Origin of the sequence: Sunxiuqinia indica (assembly GCF_009847015.1) — a bacterium.
GTDB lineage: Bacteria > Bacteroidota > Bacteroidia > Bacteroidales > Prolixibacteraceae > Sunxiuqinia > Sunxiuqinia indica.
This window is the reverse complement of sequence record NZ_WVEM01000001.1, coordinates 633,109-651,692: the sequence shown is the minus strand read 5'-3', so window position 1 is coordinate 651,692 and position 18,584 is coordinate 633,109. Positions and strand designations below refer to the sequence as shown.

Annotated in this window: 19 protein-coding genes; 12 read left to right on the top strand and 7 right to left on the bottom strand. The window is 40.2% G+C overall.

Annotated elements, in window-relative coordinates:
- Positions 1-132: 132 nt before the first annotated feature.
- Positions 133-1,578: an OmpP1/FadL family transporter gene (locus GR929_RS02625; protein WP_159517356.1), complete on the bottom strand. Its 1,446-nt coding sequence runs from the start codon at positions 1,576-1,578 to the stop codon at positions 133-135.
- Positions 1,579-1,626: 48 nt separating this feature from the next.
- A complete protein-coding gene (locus GR929_RS02620; protein WP_159517355.1) occupies positions 1,627-3,081 on the bottom strand; it encodes a hypothetical protein in 1,455 nt (484 codons plus the stop codon).
- Between the two features lie 94 nt (positions 3,082-3,175).
- Here GR929_RS02620 and proS point away from each other — a divergent pair, with 94 nt between their 5' ends.
- From proS to GR929_RS02585, 7 genes are all read left to right on the top strand, one after another.
- The gene (proS, locus tag GR929_RS02615) at positions 3,176-4,651 is read left to right on the top strand and encodes a proline--tRNA ligase (protein ID WP_159517354.1); all 1,476 of its coding nucleotides are present in this window, start codon (positions 3,176-3,178) and stop codon (positions 4,649-4,651) included.
- Between the two features lie 76 nt (positions 4,652-4,727).
- Positions 4,728-5,414, top strand: a complete 687-nt coding sequence (locus GR929_RS02610) for a hypothetical protein (RefSeq protein WP_159517353.1) — start codon at positions 4,728-4,730, stop codon at positions 5,412-5,414.
- Positions 5,415-5,417: 3 nt separating this feature from the next.
- Positions 5,418-6,653 (top strand): peptidase T, encoded by a 1,236-nt coding sequence (gene pepT, locus GR929_RS02605; RefSeq protein WP_159517352.1) that lies wholly within the window; start codon positions 5,418-5,420, stop codon positions 6,651-6,653.
- Entirely contained in the window at positions 6,637-7,962 is a 1,326-nt protein-coding gene (tilS, locus tag GR929_RS02600) for a tRNA lysidine(34) synthetase TilS (protein ID WP_159517351.1), read from the top strand. Before pepT ends, tilS begins: the two co-directional genes overlap by 17 nt.
- A gap of 164 nt (positions 7,963-8,126) precedes the next feature.
- Positions 8,127-9,287 (top strand): hypothetical protein, encoded by a 1,161-nt coding sequence (locus GR929_RS02595; RefSeq protein ID WP_159517350.1) that lies wholly within the window; start codon positions 8,127-8,129, stop codon positions 9,285-9,287.
- Complete coding sequence (locus tag GR929_RS02590) at positions 9,278-9,802, top strand: FMN-binding protein (RefSeq protein WP_159517349.1); 525 nt, start codon at positions 9,278-9,280, stop codon at positions 9,800-9,802. Before GR929_RS02595 ends, GR929_RS02590 begins: the two co-directional genes overlap by 10 nt.
- 219 nt (positions 9,803-10,021) lie before the next feature.
- Entirely contained in the window at positions 10,022-10,957 is a 936-nt protein-coding gene (locus tag GR929_RS02585; protein WP_159517348.1) for an aldo/keto reductase, read from the top strand.
- Positions 10,958-11,231: 274 nt separating this feature from the next.
- Here GR929_RS02585 and GR929_RS02580 read toward each other — a convergent pair whose 3' ends face one another.
- The 3 genes from GR929_RS02580 to GR929_RS02570 form a co-directional block, all read right to left on the bottom strand.
- A complete protein-coding gene (locus GR929_RS02580) occupies positions 11,232-11,708 on the bottom strand; it encodes a DUF456 domain-containing protein (protein ID WP_159517347.1) in 477 nt (158 codons plus the stop codon).
- A gap of 10 nt (positions 11,709-11,718) precedes the next feature.
- A complete protein-coding gene (locus GR929_RS02575) occupies positions 11,719-12,534 on the bottom strand; it encodes a CPBP family intramembrane glutamic endopeptidase (protein WP_159517346.1) in 816 nt (271 codons plus the stop codon).
- Positions 12,535-12,634: 100 nt separating this feature from the next.
- Positions 12,635-13,279, bottom strand: a complete 645-nt coding sequence (locus GR929_RS02570) for a peroxiredoxin (RefSeq protein ID WP_159517345.1) — start codon at positions 13,277-13,279, stop codon at positions 12,635-12,637.
- 294 nt (positions 13,280-13,573) lie between these two features.
- Between GR929_RS02570 and rpmB the strand changes: the two genes are divergently transcribed.
- The 3 genes from rpmB to GR929_RS02555 are packed head-to-tail and all read left to right on the top strand — an operon-like array spanning position 13,574 to position 14,171.
- On the top strand, positions 13,574-13,816 hold the full coding sequence (rpmB, locus tag GR929_RS02565) for a 50S ribosomal protein L28 (RefSeq protein ID WP_159517344.1): 243 nt from the start codon (positions 13,574-13,576) through the stop codon (positions 13,814-13,816).
- Positions 13,817-13,827: 11 nt separating this feature from the next.
- Positions 13,828-14,010 carry a 50S ribosomal protein L33 gene (gene rpmG / locus GR929_RS02560; protein ID WP_053180834.1) on the top strand — a complete coding sequence of 61 codons (183 nt, stop codon included), beginning with the start codon at positions 13,828-13,830 and terminating at the stop codon, positions 14,008-14,010.
- An 8-nt stretch (positions 14,011-14,018) separates the two neighbouring features.
- Entirely contained in the window at positions 14,019-14,171 is a 153-nt protein-coding gene (locus tag GR929_RS02555; RefSeq protein ID WP_159517343.1) for a DUF4295 domain-containing protein, read from the top strand.
- Between the two features lie 191 nt (positions 14,172-14,362).
- Here the strand turns inward: GR929_RS02555 and GR929_RS02550 are convergent, their stop codons facing one another.
- Both GR929_RS02550 and GR929_RS02545 read right to left on the bottom strand, forming a co-directional pair.
- Positions 14,363-15,127: a TIGR03915 family putative DNA repair protein gene (locus tag GR929_RS02550; protein ID WP_159517342.1), complete on the bottom strand. Its 765-nt coding sequence runs from the start codon at positions 15,125-15,127 to the stop codon at positions 14,363-14,365.
- A gap of 11 nt (positions 15,128-15,138) precedes the next feature.
- Positions 15,139-16,437 (bottom strand): putative DNA modification/repair radical SAM protein, encoded by a 1,299-nt coding sequence (locus GR929_RS02545; protein ID WP_159517341.1) that lies wholly within the window; start codon positions 16,435-16,437, stop codon positions 15,139-15,141.
- A 96-nt stretch (positions 16,438-16,533) separates the two neighbouring features.
- Here GR929_RS02545 and GR929_RS02540 point away from each other — a divergent pair, with 96 nt between their 5' ends.
- Positions 16,534-17,292: an XRE family transcriptional regulator gene (locus GR929_RS02540; protein WP_159517340.1), complete on the top strand. Its 759-nt coding sequence runs from the start codon at positions 16,534-16,536 to the stop codon at positions 17,290-17,292.
- A 95-nt stretch (positions 17,293-17,387) separates the two neighbouring features.
- Entirely contained in the window at positions 17,388-18,338 is a 951-nt protein-coding gene (gene ftsY / locus GR929_RS02535) for a signal recognition particle-docking protein FtsY (protein WP_159517339.1), read from the top strand.
- Positions 18,339-18,584: the final 246 nt, after the last annotated feature.

Below are 18,584 nucleotides of genomic sequence, written 5' to 3'. Positions count from 1 at the left end.
CGTTTTAATCTTCTATACCTAATCCGGCAACAAATATTTATAAACAATTGCCTTTTATTATTGATAAATACACTGGGTGGTTCGTAAAAAAACGCCGGAATTACCGGCGTTTAAATTACTTATCGTGATTTTTTAAAATTTGAATCCAAGTGTTAGTATAAACTGATCTTTAGTGATTTCATAATTTGCCAAATCAGATCCTGTATAAACTTCTGCATAGTTATCATCCAAAGCGTGTTTATATGCTGCATCCAGGAAGAAATTTCCTTGTCGGTAACCTAAGCCGCCCGAGAAAGAAGAATATTTGGGGTCGCTGAATCCCGGTTGATAACTACTATTGATTGGACTTGGGCGGTATTCGTAACCGCCTCTTAAACTAAATTCTCCAGAAAGGCGATACTCTGCGCCTATGCGAAGATTACCAACAGATTTATATACATTCTGAATTTCTTGATTTTCGTCAAAGAAGTCATAGCTATTTCCACCATCACTTAATTTTATTGTTGAATAGTCTACATATTCGTAATCAACACTTAGAATACCTGATTTTCCAATAATGTAAGCCGCACTAAATACTGCTTTCATCGGTGTTTCCAGATCGTAGTCATAATCACCCAATGGAGACAAAGCTGAATATTGTCCCTCTTCAAAATTTAGGGACGAGTACATTGAGTTATCGAAAGAATCATGTAATCTATAAAATGTCGGCGTATGGATAGCAACTCCAAGACGCAGTGCATCTATCGGTTTATATAAAGCACCCAATTTTACATTGAATCCTGTTCCGGTTGTATTTAGGTAAGTATTAAAGGTGTACTCATTGAAAACATCATTATTGTTAGTACCGTATTCGTGTAGACTAGTTGTTTCCGTAAAATCTACATTATGAATTCCAACTGTAGCACCAAGATAAAACTTATGGTTGAAGTTAGCGGCCAATGACAGAATAAATTCATCAAGTGCTCCCTTTTGTGTAAATGACTTACGTTGAGACTGTCCGTAACCTTCATCATCTATTACGTTGTGATAACCTAGTTCGTCCTCATTTATCAGAAAAGTTTGCCAGGCTAGTTCCTCATAAAAATTACTCCAGTTATTGTCGTTGGCATTAGCAACAAAATTATCAAGTAAGGTTGAATTTGCATTATCTGCTTCAACCATTCTTTTCATGTTAAAATTATTGAGCCGATTGTAACCAACTCCAAAAGTAAGTCCTACCAGCGAACCGCCTAAGCTATTTTCATTTCCAATAGAGGCCACGTATCCAATATTAGGTACGCTAAAATTGTATTTAGAGTCAGAAGCCGATTGTCCCAGATAAGTCGCATCGACTGCTGTTTTTCCAAACTGAGAAGTTATTACAAATTCATTACTCCTGTATACTCCAAGCCCTGCCGGATTAATGCTCGCTGAAGTGAAGTCACCACCCAACGCGCCAAAGGCATTTCCCATTGCCGCTGAGCGAGCAGTTCCCTGTATTCTGTTATCTGAATATCTAAGTCCATCGACTAGATTTTGTCCCATTGCCATTGTGCTCATTAAAAGCATCGCAATAAATATATATCGTGTTTTTTTCATGACTGAATCAAATTTGATAAACAATGATGTCTGAATAATAAGTCTTTTTTAACGTCTACCACTGCCACTAGATCTTGAACTGGATCCGGAGCTTGAAGATCGGCTGCTACCACTACTTCCGCTACTGCTACTTCTTGAAGGGCTGCTATAGCTGCTTCTGGATGAAGAGCTTCCGCTTGAACGATAACTGCTTCCACTGTTACTACTTCTTGAAGGTGCTGAGCGATAGGTAGAGCTGCTGCTTTTGCTGGTGCTTGACCCTCTGTTATAGGTTGAACTCGACCGATAAGTTTTCTTGTAGCTGCTTGAACTGCTAGGCGTGGCAGTACTCCTCCTTGAACTACTACTTGTACTTGGTTTACTGTAGGTAGATGTTCTTGGTTTAATATAGTTGTTGCTATTGTAACTTGATCGGGTCACAGTTCTTGGTTTACTGTAACTGGGAGTATATTCTCTACTTTGAGAAGAATTGACTCGAGGTTGATAAGTACGTTGGTTGCTTGAGCTACTCCTTACTGAATTTGTAGTTGAGCTACCGGTTGATGTACCTCTTCGACCTGAATTGCTTACTTGACCTGAAGAAATTGTTCTTCTTTTCTCTAAGATGGTGGCACTCTTGGTCGTATTACTACCATCTGATGTTCCTCGACGTCCGCTGTTGCTCACTCCAGATGATGTTGTTCGACGAGAACTTCCGACATCTTGAGTCGACGTTCTTTTTAAGTTGTTGTTTCTGCTAGTTCCAACTCGATTTCCTACTGATGATCCTCCTCCTCTTGCAATATTGCTGTATGATGGGCGTCTTTGTCCATATTCATATCTGTCAGAATCATAGTAGTGAGGGTGTCCCCAAATGCCCCCATATCCACCATAATAAGAAGGGTATCCCCAACCGTAATAAGGGCTGTGCCAGTTGTATCCAATTGAGTAATATGGGCTGTACCAACTTGATCCCCAGGGATTATAATATCCTCCATAGTAACCACCTCCATAATATCCAATTCCGTAGTATCCTCCATAGTAGTATGGATCGTAATAAAACGGATCATACATCCAGCTGTGGCTGTAAAACGAACCATAGAAAAATGGACGATGGAAACGATTGATCCGATAAGCGTAATCCAGCTCGTCGGCATCGTAATAATTATTTATAACATAGTCGATGTCTCCATCATTTTCATAAATCGTTGTGTCAGAATCCATCAACTCCATGTTATCCATGTCGTAAACCAATTCATCAGCGTATTGGTCATCACTTTCAAAAATGTGATTCTTCAAGGTTTTGGATCCTTCTCCACTTTCCTCCAACTCCGTAATTACCTGTTGCCTCGAGACCACTTCTGATCTATTCTGTTGTTGTGCAGGGCTTTCAATAACTGCGGGAGGCGGAACATCACCGGGTGTAAAATAGATGTCATCGTACCTGTCGGTTACGTATGTTCCGGTAGAACATGCACCTAGCAACACGACTAATGCTGAGATGAGTGTAACTTTTGCTTTCATAACTAGACCTCCTGTATCTTTAAAAATAAATTATTTACTTTGTAGCTTTTAAAATCAATACAAAAGAAGCAAATACCATACCAAAACAAAAGATATGGCTAAAGAATTAACCCCCAGAAGTAAAAATTATTCTCAATGGTATAACGAATTGGTTGTAAAGGCTGATTTGGCAGAGAATTCGGCTGTGCGTGGATGCATGGTAATCAAACCCTATGGTTACGCCATTTGGGAAAAAATGCAGGCTGAGCTGGATCGCATGTTTAAGGAAACAGGGCATGTAAATGCTTACTTTCCGTTGTTTATACCGAAGTCGTTTTTTAGTAAAGAAGCCAGTCATGTTGAAGGCTTTGCCAAAGAGTGTGCCGTAGTTACGCATTACCGATTAAAAAATGATCCGGAAGGGAATGGAATTATTGTTGATCCGGATGCAAAACTGGAAGAAGAATTAATTGTTCGTCCCACTTCGGAGACTATTATTTGGAATACCTACAAAAACTGGATTCAATCGTATCGCGATTTGCCAATTCTATGTAATCAGTGGGCCAATGTTGTGCGCTGGGAGATGCGTACGCGTTTATTCCTGCGTACGGCAGAATTCCTCTGGCAAGAAGGGCATACCGCACACGCAACGGAAGCCGAGGCGTTGGAAGAGACTGAAAAAATGGTTAATGTTTACGGCGATTTTGCAGAGCAGTTTATGGCAATGCCGGTAATCAAGGGAGCCAAGTCGGAAAATGAGCGCTTTGCCGGAGCTTTGGAAACCTATACCATCGAAGCTTTAATGCAAGATGGAAAAGCATTGCAGTCGGGCACTTCGCATTTTTTAGGCCAGAATTTCGCAAAGGCTTTTGATGTTAAATTTGCCAATCGTGATGGGAAAGACGATTATGTTTGGGCAACCAGTTGGGGGGTTTCAACCCGTTTGATGGGGGCTTTGGTTATGGCTCACTCCGACGATAACGGTTTGGTATTACCTCCAAAGTTAGCTCCATTTCAGGTGGTTATTGTACCAATTTATCGTAAAGATGAACAGCTTGCTGCTATCAATGAAAAGGTTGATGAAATTATCACGAAACTAAAAGCCAAAGGCATTACTGTGAAATACGATAATGCGGACACTAAAAAGCCGGGCTGGAAGTTTGCCGAGTATGAATTGAAAGGAGTCCCTGTACGTCTGGGAATTGGACCGCGTGATATAGAGAACGGAACCGTGGAAGTTGCACGACGTGACACGCTGGAGAAAAATGTGGTTGAACTCGATAATATCGATCAACATGTAGTCGATTTGTTAGAGGAAATCCAACAAAATATCTATCAAAAAGCTGTTGATTACAGAACAAATCACACCACTAAGGTGGATACTTACGAGGAGTTTAAAGAGGTGTTGAATGGCAAGGGTGGTTTTATTTTGGCACATTGGGATGGAACTCCTGAAACGGAGCAGAAAATTAAAGATGAAACAAAAGCAACCATTCGTTGTATTCCTTTTGAGGGTGAAAAGGAGGAAGGAAAGTGTATTTACACAGGAAACCCATCATCGCAACGCGTATTATTTGCCCTGGCATATTAGATTTTTTTTGCATAACATGATAAAAGGAAGCAGTCAGTCTTGGCTGCTTTTCTTATTTTTATGAAAAATCTAAGCGATGAAGAAAAGTGCCGGAAAAAAGTTACCATACGAATCGATTGTTAGCAAGTCGAATGTCAAACAATTAGCTTATAACAATACACTGACGTCATTCAACTTACTTAAAGAGGTTTTGAAAGAATTGGTTAGCGAATATCAGTCGGCTTTGGAAGGCAGAGTTGATAAGGAGATTTTGCCGGCTTTTAATGAGAAAGGAGCTTTTGAAGCTGAGTTTCGCTTAGCTGGTGATTTATTGGTTTTTAGTATGCATTCCAATGTTTTTATTTTTAACCGGGAACATCCGATATGGAAAGTTGATTACGTTAAAAATAGTCCGATGAATGGTTATTGTGGTGTCATTCATATTTACAACTTTTTGTCCGATTCGTTTAAATATAATCGGTTGCAGGATCTTGGTTATTTGATAGCCCGGGTTTTTATTAATCAGGAAAACCACTTCTTCGTCGAAGGGAAACGACAATCAGGAGAGTTGGTAAAGGATTTTGGAAACGATGTAGTAACTCGTGATACGTTCAAACAAATATTAGAAACAGCAATAAAATATGCAGTTGATTTCGATCTTCTTGTCCCTCCTTACGATCAGGTGAAGATTGCTTCGGTTGAACAAATGAAGGAAGAAATCAGTCATTCAAAAATAAAGACCGGCAAACGTGTTGGTTTCAAGTTTAACTCAGATGATGTTTAAAATATGGAAAAAGTAATTGATCGATTTATCAGGTACGCCAAAGAGTATACGACTTCCGATTCTGCTAGTAAAACATTTCCAAGTACAACGCGACAGTTGGAGTTTGCAGATAAGCTCGTTACTGAATTGGAAGCCATTGGAATGGAAGAGGTTGAAAAAGATGAATATGGATATGTAATGGCAACTTTGCCTTCGAATACTGCTGAAAAATGTCCGGTTATTGGCTTCGTTGCTCATATGGATACCAGCCCTGACTTTTCAGGAGAAAATGTGAACCCTCAGATTCGCAAGTATGAAGGTGGCGATATTCAATTGAATGATAAAATTGTGTTATCACCCGATCGGTTTCCTGATATATTGAATTACGTTGGACAGGAAATCATCACTACTGATGGAACTACCTTGTTGGGGGCTGATGATAAAGCAGGAGTGGCAGAAATTATGACTGCAGTGGCTTATATGAATGGTCATCCAGAAATAAAACATGGAAAAGTACGGATTTGCTTTACTCCGGATGAGGAGATTGGCAAAGGAGCTGACTATTTTGATGTAGAAAAATTTGGTGCAGAATTTGCTTATACGCTCGATGGGGGAGAAATTGGTGAGCTGGAGTATGAAAATTTCAATGCAGCAATGGCCTCAATAACCATTAATGGACGAAGTGTTCATCCTGGTGCAGCCAAGAATAAAATGATCAATGCCATAGAAGTAGGAAATCGATTAATGTCGATGCTGCCTGCTCAGGAACGTCCGGAGTATACCGAGCAGTACGAAGGCTTCTATCACTGTGTTTCCTTTCAGGGAAGTACGGAAAAGTCAAGTTTGGTATACATCATCCGCGATCACGATAAAAAGCTATTCGATCATCGTAAAAGTACAATTACACAGGCTTGCAGCTATCTGAATCAAATTTATGGAGAGGGAACAGTTGACCTTGAAATGGTTGATCAGTATTACAACATGCGCGAAAAGGTAGAGCCGGTAAAGTACATCGTTGACTTGGCAGAGGATGCCATGACCGAAATTGGTATTGACCCCAAAATTAAAGCTATTCGTGGAGGAACCGATGGTTCTCGCTTATCTTATATGGGACTGCCTTGTCCAAATATTTTTGCCGGAGGGCATAACTTTCATGGTCCTTACGAATATATCCCGGTTAATTCGATGGTAAAAGCGGTTGAAGTAATAATTCGTATCTGTGAAAAGGTTGTTCGTTTAGGAGATGCTCAAAAATCTTGAAAAATATATTGCGACAGAAGAATTGCTTGCTTCTGACAGTAAATTAATCCTTGCTGTTAGCGGAGGCTGCGATTCCATGGTTATGCTCGATTTGTTTAGGCAAATCGGGCATGACTTTGTTGTTGCTCATTGCAACTTTAAACTTCGTGGTACCGAGTCTGACAGCGACGAAGTTTTTCTGCGTGATTATTGTGGCGAACATGGGTTGGAGTTGTATGTAAAAACTTTCGAAACTCGCGAGTTTGCTTTGCAGGAAGGTATTTCAATTGAAATGGCCGCACGCGAATTGCGCTACCAATGGTTTTACGAGTTAATGGACTCGTTAAAATACGACTTCCTTCTGACTGCGCATCATCAAGATGATTTGGTGGAAACCATGCTCATTAATTTGAGCCGCGGGACGGGCATTAGAGGCTTGTCTGGAATTCATCCAAAGAAAGGCCGGTTAGTTCGTCCGTTGTTGTTTGCTTCACGAAAGCAAATCCGGGAGTATGCCCAGACGAATCAAGTGCCTTTTCATGAGGATTCTTCAAACAAAGAACTGGTTCATCAGCGTAATCTGGTGCGGCATCAAATCATTCCATTATTGGAACAAATTAATCCGGCTTTTAAGTCGAACGCTGCCAAAACGGCGGGTATTTTAAAACAAACAGAGCAGGTTTATCAGGCTAAAATTGATGAAGAAATGACTCGGTTTATGAGCAAAGTGGGGGATAACTTGCATTTGAATATTGCTTACCTCGAACAATCGCCATTTGCTGAGAGCCTGCTTTTTGAGGTGCTTCATCCTTTTGGGTTTAATGCTGATCAGGTTTTTGAAATTAGCCAATTGTTGCAGGCCGAAGCCGGTAAAATATTTTATACCGAGACTCATCGATTGGTAAAAGATCGTGAGGTTTTTATTCTGACTCCCCGAGCAGAAGATCAGCAGGAGCGCTTTTATATTGAAAAGGATTGTTTGTCGATAGCCGTTCCCTTTGAGATGCAGTTCTCAAAACTTCGAAAGGATGAGCAGTTTCAGTTTTCAAGAGAAAAAAATATTGCTGACCTCGACTTCGATAAGCTAGACTTTCCATTGATGCTAAAAAAATGGGAGCAGGGTGAATATTTTCAACCGCTTGGGATGACCGGTTTTAAAAAACTAAGCGACTTTTTTATTGACAAAAAATTCTCCATTCCCGAAAAAGAAGATGCCTGGATTTTGTATAGTGGTGGCAAGGTGGTTTGGATTGTGGGTCATCGCATTGATAATCGCTTTAAAATCAACAAAAATACCGATGCTGTATATCGAATTCGATTTTCTCTCTAATTCCTATGAAACCACTAATTCTTCTGTTGCCTTTTGATGATAGAAGTTTTCACCTTCGGTTCACTTCTCCGCAAATATCCCAACATCTTGGTATTGTCAGCTTTCCCAGCTACATCTAGATTTGCAGGTGTATAAATTCACCTTTTAATTTAAATGATCTTGATATGAGAATGAGAGTTTTACTTGTAGTAGTGCTGACTGGAATTTCAGCTTTGTTAGTAAATGGGCAGAATACAGCAGAGAAGTTGTTGGAGTCGCAAGACAGATTAAGTATTGGAGGGTACGCCCAAATCGATTATAATCAGCCCTTATCGTCTGATGTTCATCAAAATGGAAATATGGATGTACATCGTTTGGTTATGATGTTTGCTTACCGTTTTAACGAGCGCACCCAGTTTGTAACCGAGCTTGAATATGAGCATGTAAAAGAAGTATTTGTAGAGCAGGCTTTCCTGAATTATCGTGTAAACGATTGGATGAGTTTTCGTGGAGGTCTACTGCTGATTCCCATGGGCATTACCAATGAATACCACGAGCCGGCTACTTATAATGGCGTTGAACGTCCTAATCTGGATAGTAAAATTGTACCTACAACCTGGCGGGAAATTGGTGCAGGATTTACTGGGAATATTCAGAATTTGGATTTAAAATACCAGGTATACGTGGTTAACGGATTTAAGAGTTACGATGATGGCGGTGTATTGCGTGGTACCGATGCTTTCCGTAAAGGACGTCAAAAAGGAGCTGAATCAATTTTTACACATCCGAATCTGGCTGCAAAGTTTGACTACTATGGAGTTCCCGGATTAAAATTTGGCTTTAGCGCTTATTTGGGTGAAACACAAACCAGCCTTTACGATGGAATCGAAAAAGGAAATACTGCCTTGGAAGCTATGGCTGACTCATCAGTTATAGGGATTAACATGATTGGGTTTGATGGTCGGTATTCGACAAACGGTTGGGTATTTAGAGGTCAGATAAATTACGCGTCACTAAATAACACTGATCAGTACAACGCATTTACGGGGAAAGATTTGGGAAGCCAGCTGTTTGGTTACTATCTGGAAGCCGGATATGATTTATTGAACTCGAAGAACACAGATCAGAAACTGGTTCCATTTGCACGATACGAAAAGTACAACACGCATCAGGAGGTTGAAGGGATTACGCAAAACCTGGCTTACGATCGTACCGACGTAACTGCCGGTATTGGTTGGTGGATGTCACCGGGAGCCGTATTAAAAGCCGATATGCAATGGTTTAGCAACGAAGCTTCTGATGATTCCAAAACGCAATTGAATTTAGGAATTGGAATATGGTTCTAAGAAAATTTTTCATAGCTATCGCCTGCCTACTTGCGTTCACAAGTGGGCAGGCTTATCTTTCCGCAGCAGGATTGAGCGGAAAGGAGTCGAAGAAGGTGCTAAAACTGCTGTCGAAAGAATTTGATGTCGATCGCTCAGACTTGGAATTGACTCCCGTGACAACCCCCGGATTAAAGAGCGACTATATTGAAGGGGTTTCTCGCTTAGCAAAAAAAGGAGAGCCTTTGGGATATGTCGTTTCAGCAGTTGGAATGGGACGTTACGATCATTTTTATTACCTCGTGTATTATAATGAAGACCGGGAAGTAGAATTCGTTCGGGTGATGAAGTACTATTCCGATCATGGTGGAGAAATCCAGTCAAAACGTTGGTTAAATCAGTTTACTGGCTACGATGGTGGAGACCTCGATTACGGCGACGAAGTGCAAGCTATTTCTGGCGCAACGCTATCAGCAGGTTCTATAACGAAAGGTATTCGCGAAATAACAATTCGATTACAGAATTCTAATTTATAGGATGGTGAACGTGAATTGGCGTTCAGAAATCGTGATTTGAAGCCCGAATAGCCACCCTCCAATTGATTCAAAATCAGTTGTAAACCCTAACTTTTTGTATTACAAAAAGCAATTAAGGTGTTATTAACGGATAGCACTTGGGTTCAAAATGCTGTTTTGATGATTGTCCTGTTTAAAACAATCTGATAGTCATGTTGTTGTATAAAACAAAAAAAAGTTATGAAACGTCGTGATTTTATTAGAAATACTGCAGCAACCGTGGCCGGAATGTCTATGGTTGGATTATCATCATCGTTTAAAAAAGATGGAATTCCTTACCGGACACTAGGTAAAACCAATCTCGATGTTTCGTTGATAGGTGTGGGAGGTCACCATATTGGTGATCGTCATATTAGTGATGAAACATCTGTAAAACTAATTCGTGAAGCTCTCGACAGCGGCGTCAATTTTCTCGATAATGCTTGGCATTATAATAGCGGGCGCAGTGAAGAGCTAATGGGTAAAGCACTGTTGGATGGTTATCGCAAGAAAGCTATTTTGATGACCAAGCATCATGGTCGTGATGTAAAAACGGCACAGGAGCATTTGGAAACCAGCCTCAGAAGATTACAAACAGACTACCTCGATTTATGGCAATTTCATGAAATTGAAAGTCTTGACGCGGTAGATAAAATCTATTCAAGCGGTGTACTTGACTTTGTGCAAAAGAAGAAACAAGACGGTGTTATCCGCCATATCGGTTTCACCGGGCATAGTCGGCCAGATATACATAAAGCCATGCTTGATAAAGGCTTTGATTGGGAGACAGTACAAATGCCGATCAACGTGTTGGACCATCATTACTTGAGCTTTTCACAAGAAATTATACCGATCCTTCAGGAAAAAAACATAGGAATTATAGGCATGAAATCAGTCGCTTCCGGAGCTATTGTAAACGAAAAGATCGCATCAATTGAAGAGTGTTTGCGCTTTTCAATGACATTGCCTGTTTCGACACTCGTCTCCGGAATGAACAATCTTGAACATTTGCGACACAACTTGGAGATTACACGTAATTTTGAACCTATGACAGAGAAAGAAATCGAAGTCTTGTTAAACAAGACTTATGACTATGCTCAAGGTGGAAAACACGAATGGTATAAGGATAAAGTATAGATTTATCGTGTGAATTTTCGATTCTGTTATTTTGCCGATTTAATATCATATGGTTCTTCTGATCTAGCTCCGGCGATTATCACCGTAAACGGAGTCAAGGCACTAAGCACTTTATCTTTACCTGACTATCGGTACTCATCATCGTCTGGGATTAGCATAATACTCAACTTATGAAATCGATAATTTCGATTCCTGTCATACATAACGGGCAACTCAATTATTTTGTCTCTCTCAAATTCTCCGTTCGTTTTCAAAACTGATTGTTTGGCTTGAGTTAGATCATCTCGGCAATAAAATACCAGGTCATCATCCCAGAAGCAACTAGTTTCAATAGGGTGCCCACTAAAAATCCAATAAATGATCCCAAGCCGGATCGAAATGCTTCTTTGGATTGTTTGCCTTCACTGAGCTCTCCAATTACTGCTCCGGCAAATGGCCCAACAATAATACCGATAGGAGGAAAAACGAACATGCCGATCATTAAGCCAATTATACTTCCCCAAATACCGCGTTTACTGCCACCGAACCGCTTGGTTCCCCATATCGGAATCAGGTAGTCTAATAAATACACAATAATGGTAATTGCGGCCCAGCCAATTAAAAAATTGGAAGAAAACTGATGTTTTTCGGTGAAGTGAAGTAGCAGTATGCCAATATAACTTAATGGAGGCCCCGGCAATACAGGCAGTATGCAACCCAGCAGACCCGATACCATCATCACGATTCCCAGAAAAATTAAGATATAATCCATCGATTGTTTGCTAAGTAGTATGTTTGCGGCTAAAAGTGGCCAGCAACCCTATAAACACCACGCTAATACCGGCTACCAGGTAGCTTATGTGCAGTTGTTCTTTTTGCTCCAGTAAGAAAAAAGAAAATTGGCTAATTTCGTCCCAATATTCAATTGATAACAGAACCAACAAATTATTTATGGAGTGCCCTAGTATACAAGCAAAAATGTTGCGGGTAATTACCATCACCCAGCCAAGCAGCAGTCCCAGTAGAAAAGTAGCCGGAAATTGCCAGGGGTTTAAATGAAACAAGGCAAAAAACAGAGCTGATACAAAAATGGCTATAATCTTTGGGTAGTTACGCATTAATCCATGCATAATCACTCCTCTAAAGATGAGTTCTTCAACAATAGGAGCAATTACAGCGACTTTCAAAACAGCACCCAAAAAACCATAATCATTCTCAAAGATCCGGTTGAAGAGCTCCCAAAACCAGGGAGGGGCGGGTATGAGCTGCTCTACCTCGCGATTGATCTCCCCCAGGAAAACATGAGCTGCTGCCAGAAACGTAATCATTGGGATAAAAATCAGCGGGTTGAACCATTTCAATGGGAATAAATTTTTGAGTTTGGTTTTGGCTTTTCGATAGGCAAAATACAGGATAAACAAAATAGAGCCTAACGAGAGGACAATCTTCTTAACTGGATTTGACAAAAACTCAGTGCCATGATAGTAATCCCAGATCGCCAGGGGAAAGTCGACGATTGTCTGGATAAAGATGTAAAGAATAACCAAGTGGGCAGCGCCAAGAATGGTTGGATAATATTTGTTCCCTGATGAATTCATCAATTAATTTATGGTTGCTCTAAAAGTAGCTGACTTTTCGATAAAATAAAACAGGAAGCACGTATTTCGTACTTCCCGTTAAGTGAAATTCTGGTATGATCTATAAATCTCTTTTAGCCAGGTAAAAATCCATCATTTCATAATCTGATTTTTCCCGTGCTTCCATTTCTTCAACTGTTTTTGGTGGTGGCACAATTACTTTTTCACCGGGTACCCAGTTTAAGGGAAGTGCAACACCATGCTTGTCCGAAGTTTGAAGGGCTTTTAACGTACGTACGATCTCATTCATATTTCGGCCAACATTTAATGGATAGTACATCATCAACCGCACCTTTCCGGTGGGATCAATGATAAATACAGCACGCACGGCAGATGTTTCACTTTCGTTGGGCTGAAGCATGCCATAAAGTTTAGATACTTTCATATCGATGTCAGCAATAATCGGAAAATTGAAAAGCACTCCGCTATGCTTCTTCACATTATTAACCCAGGCCACATGGGCATGAATACTGTCGATACTTAAACCAATAAGCTTGGTGTTCAGTGCTTTGAATTCGTCGCTGCGCACTGCAAATCCACTCATTTCAGTGGTGCAAACTGGTGTGAAATCTGCTGGGTGAGAAAACAAAATGACCCAACTTCCTTTGTTGTACTCCGAGAATTTAATTGGTCCAAAGGTGGTGTTTGCTTCAAAATCGGGAGCCAGGTCACCAATTCGTGGCATTTGATTAATTTGTTCTTCCATGGTTTTATTTTTTTTGATTTAGAAAATACTGAACATTATTTTACAACTGATAGCTTGTTGAATTAGTTCATGATTTTACTGTTAAAAATGACTATCTTTGTCGTCCTCGATCTAAGAGGCATCCTGAAAAAAATAATCTCTCTTAAGTGCGGATGAAAAAACTTTTTGATTTTTAAACAATTACTTGTTAATAAAAGCGTGAAAAAGTTTTTAATCTATTTGATTTTCTCAGGAAAAAGCACTTATTTTGCGAACTGTTTGAAAAATGTGTGATTCTGAATAAAAAATAAGACAATGTCAAAAATTTGTCAAGTTACTGGAAAAAAAGTAGTGGTGGGAAACAATGTTTCACACTCTAAAAGAAGAACTAAGCGTCGGTTTTATCCGAATTTGTTCAAGAAGAAATTCTATCTTCCAGAAGAAGATCGTTGGATTTCATTAATAGTTTCGGCTGCAGGTATTCGTACAATCAATAAAAAAGGATTGACCAATGCCTTGAAAGAAGCTAAAGAAAAAGGATTCGTAACGAATATTTAAAAGCGTAGAAAATGGCTAAAAAAGGTAATAGGGTACAGGTTATTTTGGAATGCACTGAGCATAAAGACAGTGGCGTACCAGGAACATCTCGTTACATTTCAACTAAGAATAGGAAAAATTCTCCTGATCGCTTAGAGTTGAAGAAATACAACCCAGTTTTGAAAAAAGTAACTGTACACCGCGAAATTAAATAAATTGAGATATGGCTAAGAAAGCAGTTGCATCACTACAAAAAGGAGCCGGTAAAGGACATGCCAAAGTAATAAAGATGGTAAAATCTGATAAAACCGGAGCGTATACATTTCAGGAAGATATCATTCCTAACGAAATGGTTAAAGACTTTTTTAAAAAGTAAAGATATTTGTTTGCTAAACAGAAAAGCTTCTATCAGTTGATAGAAGCTTTTTTGTTTTAACCTCCTCTATTGAGCATTATTAAAATTTGTTTCGAAATCTGTTTTAGTGATATTAAAGGCGCTAGGCGTAAGGATCTTAAAACAAGTTCAGGATGACATGGCATGCTAATACCTCAAGGGGAACCGTTGCATTACTGCTTTTCTGGCAAGAACTTCCAATACCTTCGAGGCATGTGCTGGCGTTGCAGTTTTAAGTTTTTACGGGCCTTTATGTTAATGCTGTTAAAGTAGTCCTTCCAGAGAGTTTGGTAGGCTACTTCGTCTTCCTCTAAAAAATTGGAGTCAACTTTGCCATCGGTTGTTGAAAACGACTTCTCCGATAATACAACCTCCTCTGCCTTTTTCAAATCGTAGAAAAATCCATAGTCCCGTTTCAGATCATAAATCAACCATTGTTGGTCTGCAAATCGGTTTTTAAAATGCCGGATAACAAATGGAAGCACATCGTATGCCGGTTCAATGGGGGCGAAGAAGATGCCATCTTTCGTTTCCTGAAACCGAACAAACTGTAACATACGGGCAGCCTCCTGCATAACTTTTCGCTCCAGTTTTTTAAGCTGTAGCACATTTGTGTCTCCATAGTCGGTTTCAATACTAAAGTTAGAGTCAAGCAACCGGCGAATAAACCTGTAAAGCATCAATTCAATGTCTGTCTCTTCGGATAAAAAAGCTTTAAAGAGTAGTTGCTTGTTGCGTTTGTGGAGTTTTTTTTGAACCGCTTTCCATACTCTTGCTGCACGCTGTTCATCAGTTGCAACAGTTTCCTTATCAGCAAAAAGAATATCCTGGAAATTGGCGTCTTTACAAATATCGCTTGGTGTTATTTTGTACTGATAGCAATGAAAAACAACACTTAAAAAACCCTCAAAACTGCCATCGTACACGATATAAGCCATCGGATTTAATTTTAAAAATAAAGTTGTTTTGGCTGTCCTGTTATCCGAGCTTGGGGCGGGAATAGCATCAGTTGGGTGTCACCGGCTTTCCTTTTCTTCATTTGGCTTTCGGCTACAATGTGGCTTTTCAAACGCGACGGTTCCCAATCGAGCACTCGTCCTGCAAGTTCGTTGCAGGTAATAAAATACTGAGCCCGTTTCATCACCACTCCAATTTTTTTGAGGTGGTAGCTTGTTAGTCGTCGAAAGCGGCGGGCATCAACAATCATTTTGGCCGACTGGACACCGATGCCGGGCACCCGCAAAATCAACGGATAGTCGGCCCGGTTGATGTCTACTGGGAACATGTGAAGATTTCTCAGCGCATAGGCTAACTTGGGGTCAACATCTAAATCCAGAAAGGGATGCTCTTCCGTTAGGATTTCGTCGGCAGAGAACTGATAAAAGCGCATCAGCCAATCGCTTTGGTATAAGCGGTTTTCGCGAACCAATGGTGGCGATTGCATCGCAGGGAGGCGTTTGTCGTATTCATTTACCGGAAGGTAACCTGAATAATAAACCCGCTTTAGCTGCTGCTGATTGTAAAAGCTGGAAGAGAGTTGAAGAATCTGTCGATCGCTTTCGGGGGTTGCCCCAACAATTAGTTGAGTGCTTTGTCCTGCTGGCGTAAATTTGGGAATTCGTCGGTATTTCTTTCTCTCTTCCTTATAAATTTGAATGCCTTCTTTAATCTGGTTCATCGGCTGTAACACACTCTGGTAGTTCTTCTCCGGAGCTAGCTTCTTCAATTGAAATTCAGTAGGGATTTCAATATTTACGCTCAATCGGTCAGCATACTTGCCGGCCTGTTGAATGAGATCCTGGTTGGCTCCCGGAATGGCTTTCATATGAATGTAGCCAAAGTAACGTTCTTCCAATCTTAGTTTTTTTGCCACCAGCATCATTCGCTCCATCGTATAGTCAGGATTTTTAATTACACCTGAACTTAGAAATAACCCTTCGATATAGTTGCGCCGGTAAAAGTTTATTGTCAGATCCACAATCTCCTGAACGGTAAATGTTGCTCTTGGACGATCGTTTGTACGGCGGTTGATGCAGTAGGCGCAGTCGTAAATACAATTGTTGGTCATCAGTATTTTAAACAGGCTAATGCATCGTCCGTCGTCCGTAAAACTGTGACAGATTCCTGCAGCAACGGCATTGCCAATTCCTCCCTTGTTCTTCCGGCTGTTGCCACTTGATGCGCAAGAAACATCAAACTTTGCGGCATCTGCTAATATTTTTAGTTTTTGCTGAACCTTTTCCTGCATGAACTTTTATCTTTACGGTGTTTATACAAACGAAACGCACATCAAAAATACTAATTAAATTAGCATTTGCTAATATTTTTAGATAGATTTGTTTTAATGAATTATTTAGCTCAGAATATCAAATACTTGCGGAGAGCCAAAAAGTGGACGCAACAACAACTGGCTGATAAGCTGCTTGTGAAACGGGCACTAATTGGCTCATATGAAGAGGGGAGGGCAACCCCTAAAATACAGGTCATACAGCAACTTGCGGCCCTAATGGAATTGTCGGTTGATGATTTATTAGGCATCGATTTAGAAAAGCAGAAACCTGTTCCGAAATCATCTCTGCAGGTGCTTTCGGTGGTGGTCGACCAGCAAAATGATGAGTTGATTCCAATCGTACCGGTCAAAGCATCAGCCGGTTATTTAAATGGATTTGCCGACCCCCAATATATTGGATCACTGCCGCGCTTTTTTATGCCTGTCCCTGAATTGTCGCGCGAGCGCACCTATCGTGTGTTTCAGCTAAAGGGAGACTCCATGTTGCCGGTACAGCCTGGTTCATACGTGTTTTGTGAATTTATTGCGGATGTGGATGATTTAAAGGAGGGCCAGCCATATATCCTCGTAACCAAGGAAGAAGGATTAGTATATAAAAGAGTGTATCTGAAAGAAAACGGACAGCTTTTATTAAAGTCGGATAATCCGGAATACGAAGCTTATTTTATCGACTCGAATTCAGTACTCGAACTCTGGCGGGCAAAAGGTGTTTTAAGCTTTGAATTACCTAAACCAGAATCTTATGGAACCAAGCACATCTCAGCGGTTCTGGATGAAATGAAGCAAGAAATCAGGAAACTGAGTAAATCCTGAGTTTCGCCCGTGTTAACTCTTTCTTAGACCTGTCTATTTTAATTAATTTATGTCATTCAAATTTTGTAAATTGCGCCACTCAAAATCAGAACACTATGGGTCTATTCGGATCATTTACTAAATCGAAAAAAGAAAGCCTGGATCAGGGGTTGTCAAAAACCAAGGAAAATGTTTTTAAGAAATTGGGGCGAGCCATTGCAGGCAAATCTAAAGTTGACGACGAAGTCCTTGATAATCTGGAAGAAGTATTAATTACATCGGATGTTGGTGTTGATACGACTCTGAAGATTATTAGGCGTATTGAAGAACGGGTTTCAAAAGATAAGTATTTTGGTGTTGATGAACTCAATACCGTATTAAAAGAAGAAATCGCTGCCTTGTTGGAAGAAAATAACACGGTAGACGAAGCAGATTTTGATCTTCCAACGACCCATACTCCTCATGTGATTATGGTTGTTGGTGTAAATGGAGTTGGAAAAACAACGACCATTGGCAAACTGGCCTATAATTTTAAGAAAGCTGGTAAAAAGGTTGTTTTAGGTGCTGCAGATACTTTTCGCGCGGCGGCTATTGATCAGCTTGAAATTTGGGCTCAACGGGTCGATGTTCCTTTGGTAAAACAAAGCATGGGATCTGATCCGGCATCAGTGGCATACGACACACTGGCTTCGGCCAAAGCGCAAGGTGCTGATGTGGCAATTATCGACACCGCAGGTCGTTTGCACAATAAGATAAACCTGATGAACGAGTTGTCTAAAATCAAAAAGGTCATGCAGAAAATTGTGCCCGATGCTCCGCACGAAGTCTTGCTGATTCTGGATGGTTCTACCGGTCAAAACGCTTTTGAACAGGCCAAACAATTTACCAAAGCTACAGAAGTTTCAGCCTTGGCACTAACAAAGCTTGATGGAACAGCCAAAGGAGGTGTGGTGATTGGTATTTCAGACCAATTTAAAATCCCTGTTAAATACATCGGCATTGGCGAAAAGATGGAAGACCTTCAAATTTTCCGCAGAAAAGAATTCGTAGATTCATTGTTTTCATAGTAATGTCATACCCCTTTTAAGAAGGTCATGCTGAACTTGTTTCAGTATTTGTTCTTGAAATCGATCCCGAAACAAGTTTTGGATGAATTGATTTCGCATGGAGATATGCAAACCACCTCCGGTTTTGTTTGTTGTAGGGTAGGAAAAAAGCAGATATATAAAGATGAAACGAGCATGTAAAAATATTTACACACAGGAGCATGATTATTTAAAGCGAGTTCCATGTGTTGCAAAAAATAAACAATT

Bases quoted from the DNA above. Each gene is read 5' to 3' on its own strand.
- GR929_RS02550 (WP_159517342.1), bottom strand. From the start codon at position 15,127: ATGGCTTATATCGTGTACGATGGCAGTTTTGAGGGTTTTTTAAGTGTT.
- proS (WP_159517354.1), top strand. From the start codon at position 3,176: ATGGCTAAAGAATTAACCCCCAGAAGTAAAAATTATTCTCAATGGTAT.
- GR929_RS02620 (WP_159517355.1), bottom strand. From the start codon at position 3,081: ATGAAAGCAAAAGTTACACTCATCTCAGCATTAGTCGTGTTGCTAGGT.
- GR929_RS02625 (WP_159517356.1), bottom strand. From the start codon at position 1,578: ATGAAAAAAACACGATATATATTTATTGCGATGCTTTTAATGAGCACA.
- GR929_RS02540 (WP_159517340.1), top strand. From the start codon at position 16,534: ATGAATTATTTAGCTCAGAATATCAAATACTTGCGGAGAGCCAAAAAG.
- ftsY (WP_159517339.1), top strand. From the start codon at position 17,388: ATGGGTCTATTCGGATCATTTACTAAATCGAAAAAAGAAAGCCTGGAT.
- GR929_RS02580 (WP_159517347.1), bottom strand. From the start codon at position 11,708: ATGGATTATATCTTAATTTTTCTGGGAATCGTGATGATGGTATCGGGT.
- GR929_RS02590 (WP_159517349.1), top strand. From the start codon at position 9,278: ATGGTTCTAAGAAAATTTTTCATAGCTATCGCCTGCCTACTTGCGTTC.
- GR929_RS02585 (WP_159517348.1), top strand. From the start codon at position 10,022: ATGAAACGTCGTGATTTTATTAGAAATACTGCAGCAACCGTGGCCGGA.
- GR929_RS02595 (WP_159517350.1), top strand. From the start codon at position 8,127: ATGAGAATGAGAGTTTTACTTGTAGTAGTGCTGACTGGAATTTCAGCT.
- tilS (WP_159517351.1), top strand. From the start codon at position 6,637: ATGCTCAAAAATCTTGAAAAATATATTGCGACAGAAGAATTGCTTGCT.
- pepT (WP_159517352.1), top strand. From the start codon at position 5,418: ATGGAAAAAGTAATTGATCGATTTATCAGGTACGCCAAAGAGTATACG.
- GR929_RS02575 (WP_159517346.1), bottom strand. From the start codon at position 12,534: ATGAATTCATCAGGGAACAAATATTATCCAACCATTCTTGGCGCTGCC.
- GR929_RS02570 (WP_159517345.1), bottom strand. From the start codon at position 13,279: ATGGAAGAACAAATTAATCAAATGCCACGAATTGGTGACCTGGCTCCC.
- rpmB (WP_159517344.1), top strand. From the start codon at position 13,574: ATGTCAAAAATTTGTCAAGTTACTGGAAAAAAAGTAGTGGTGGGAAAC.
- GR929_RS02555 (WP_159517343.1), top strand. From the start codon at position 14,019: ATGGCTAAGAAAGCAGTTGCATCACTACAAAAAGGAGCCGGTAAAGGA.
- GR929_RS02545 (WP_159517341.1), bottom strand. From the start codon at position 16,437: ATGCAGGAAAAGGTTCAGCAAAAACTAAAAATATTAGCAGATGCCGCA.
- GR929_RS02610 (WP_159517353.1), top strand. From the start codon at position 4,728: ATGAAGAAAAGTGCCGGAAAAAAGTTACCATACGAATCGATTGTTAGC.
- rpmG (WP_053180834.1), top strand. From the start codon at position 13,828: ATGGCTAAAAAAGGTAATAGGGTACAGGTTATTTTGGAATGCACTGAG.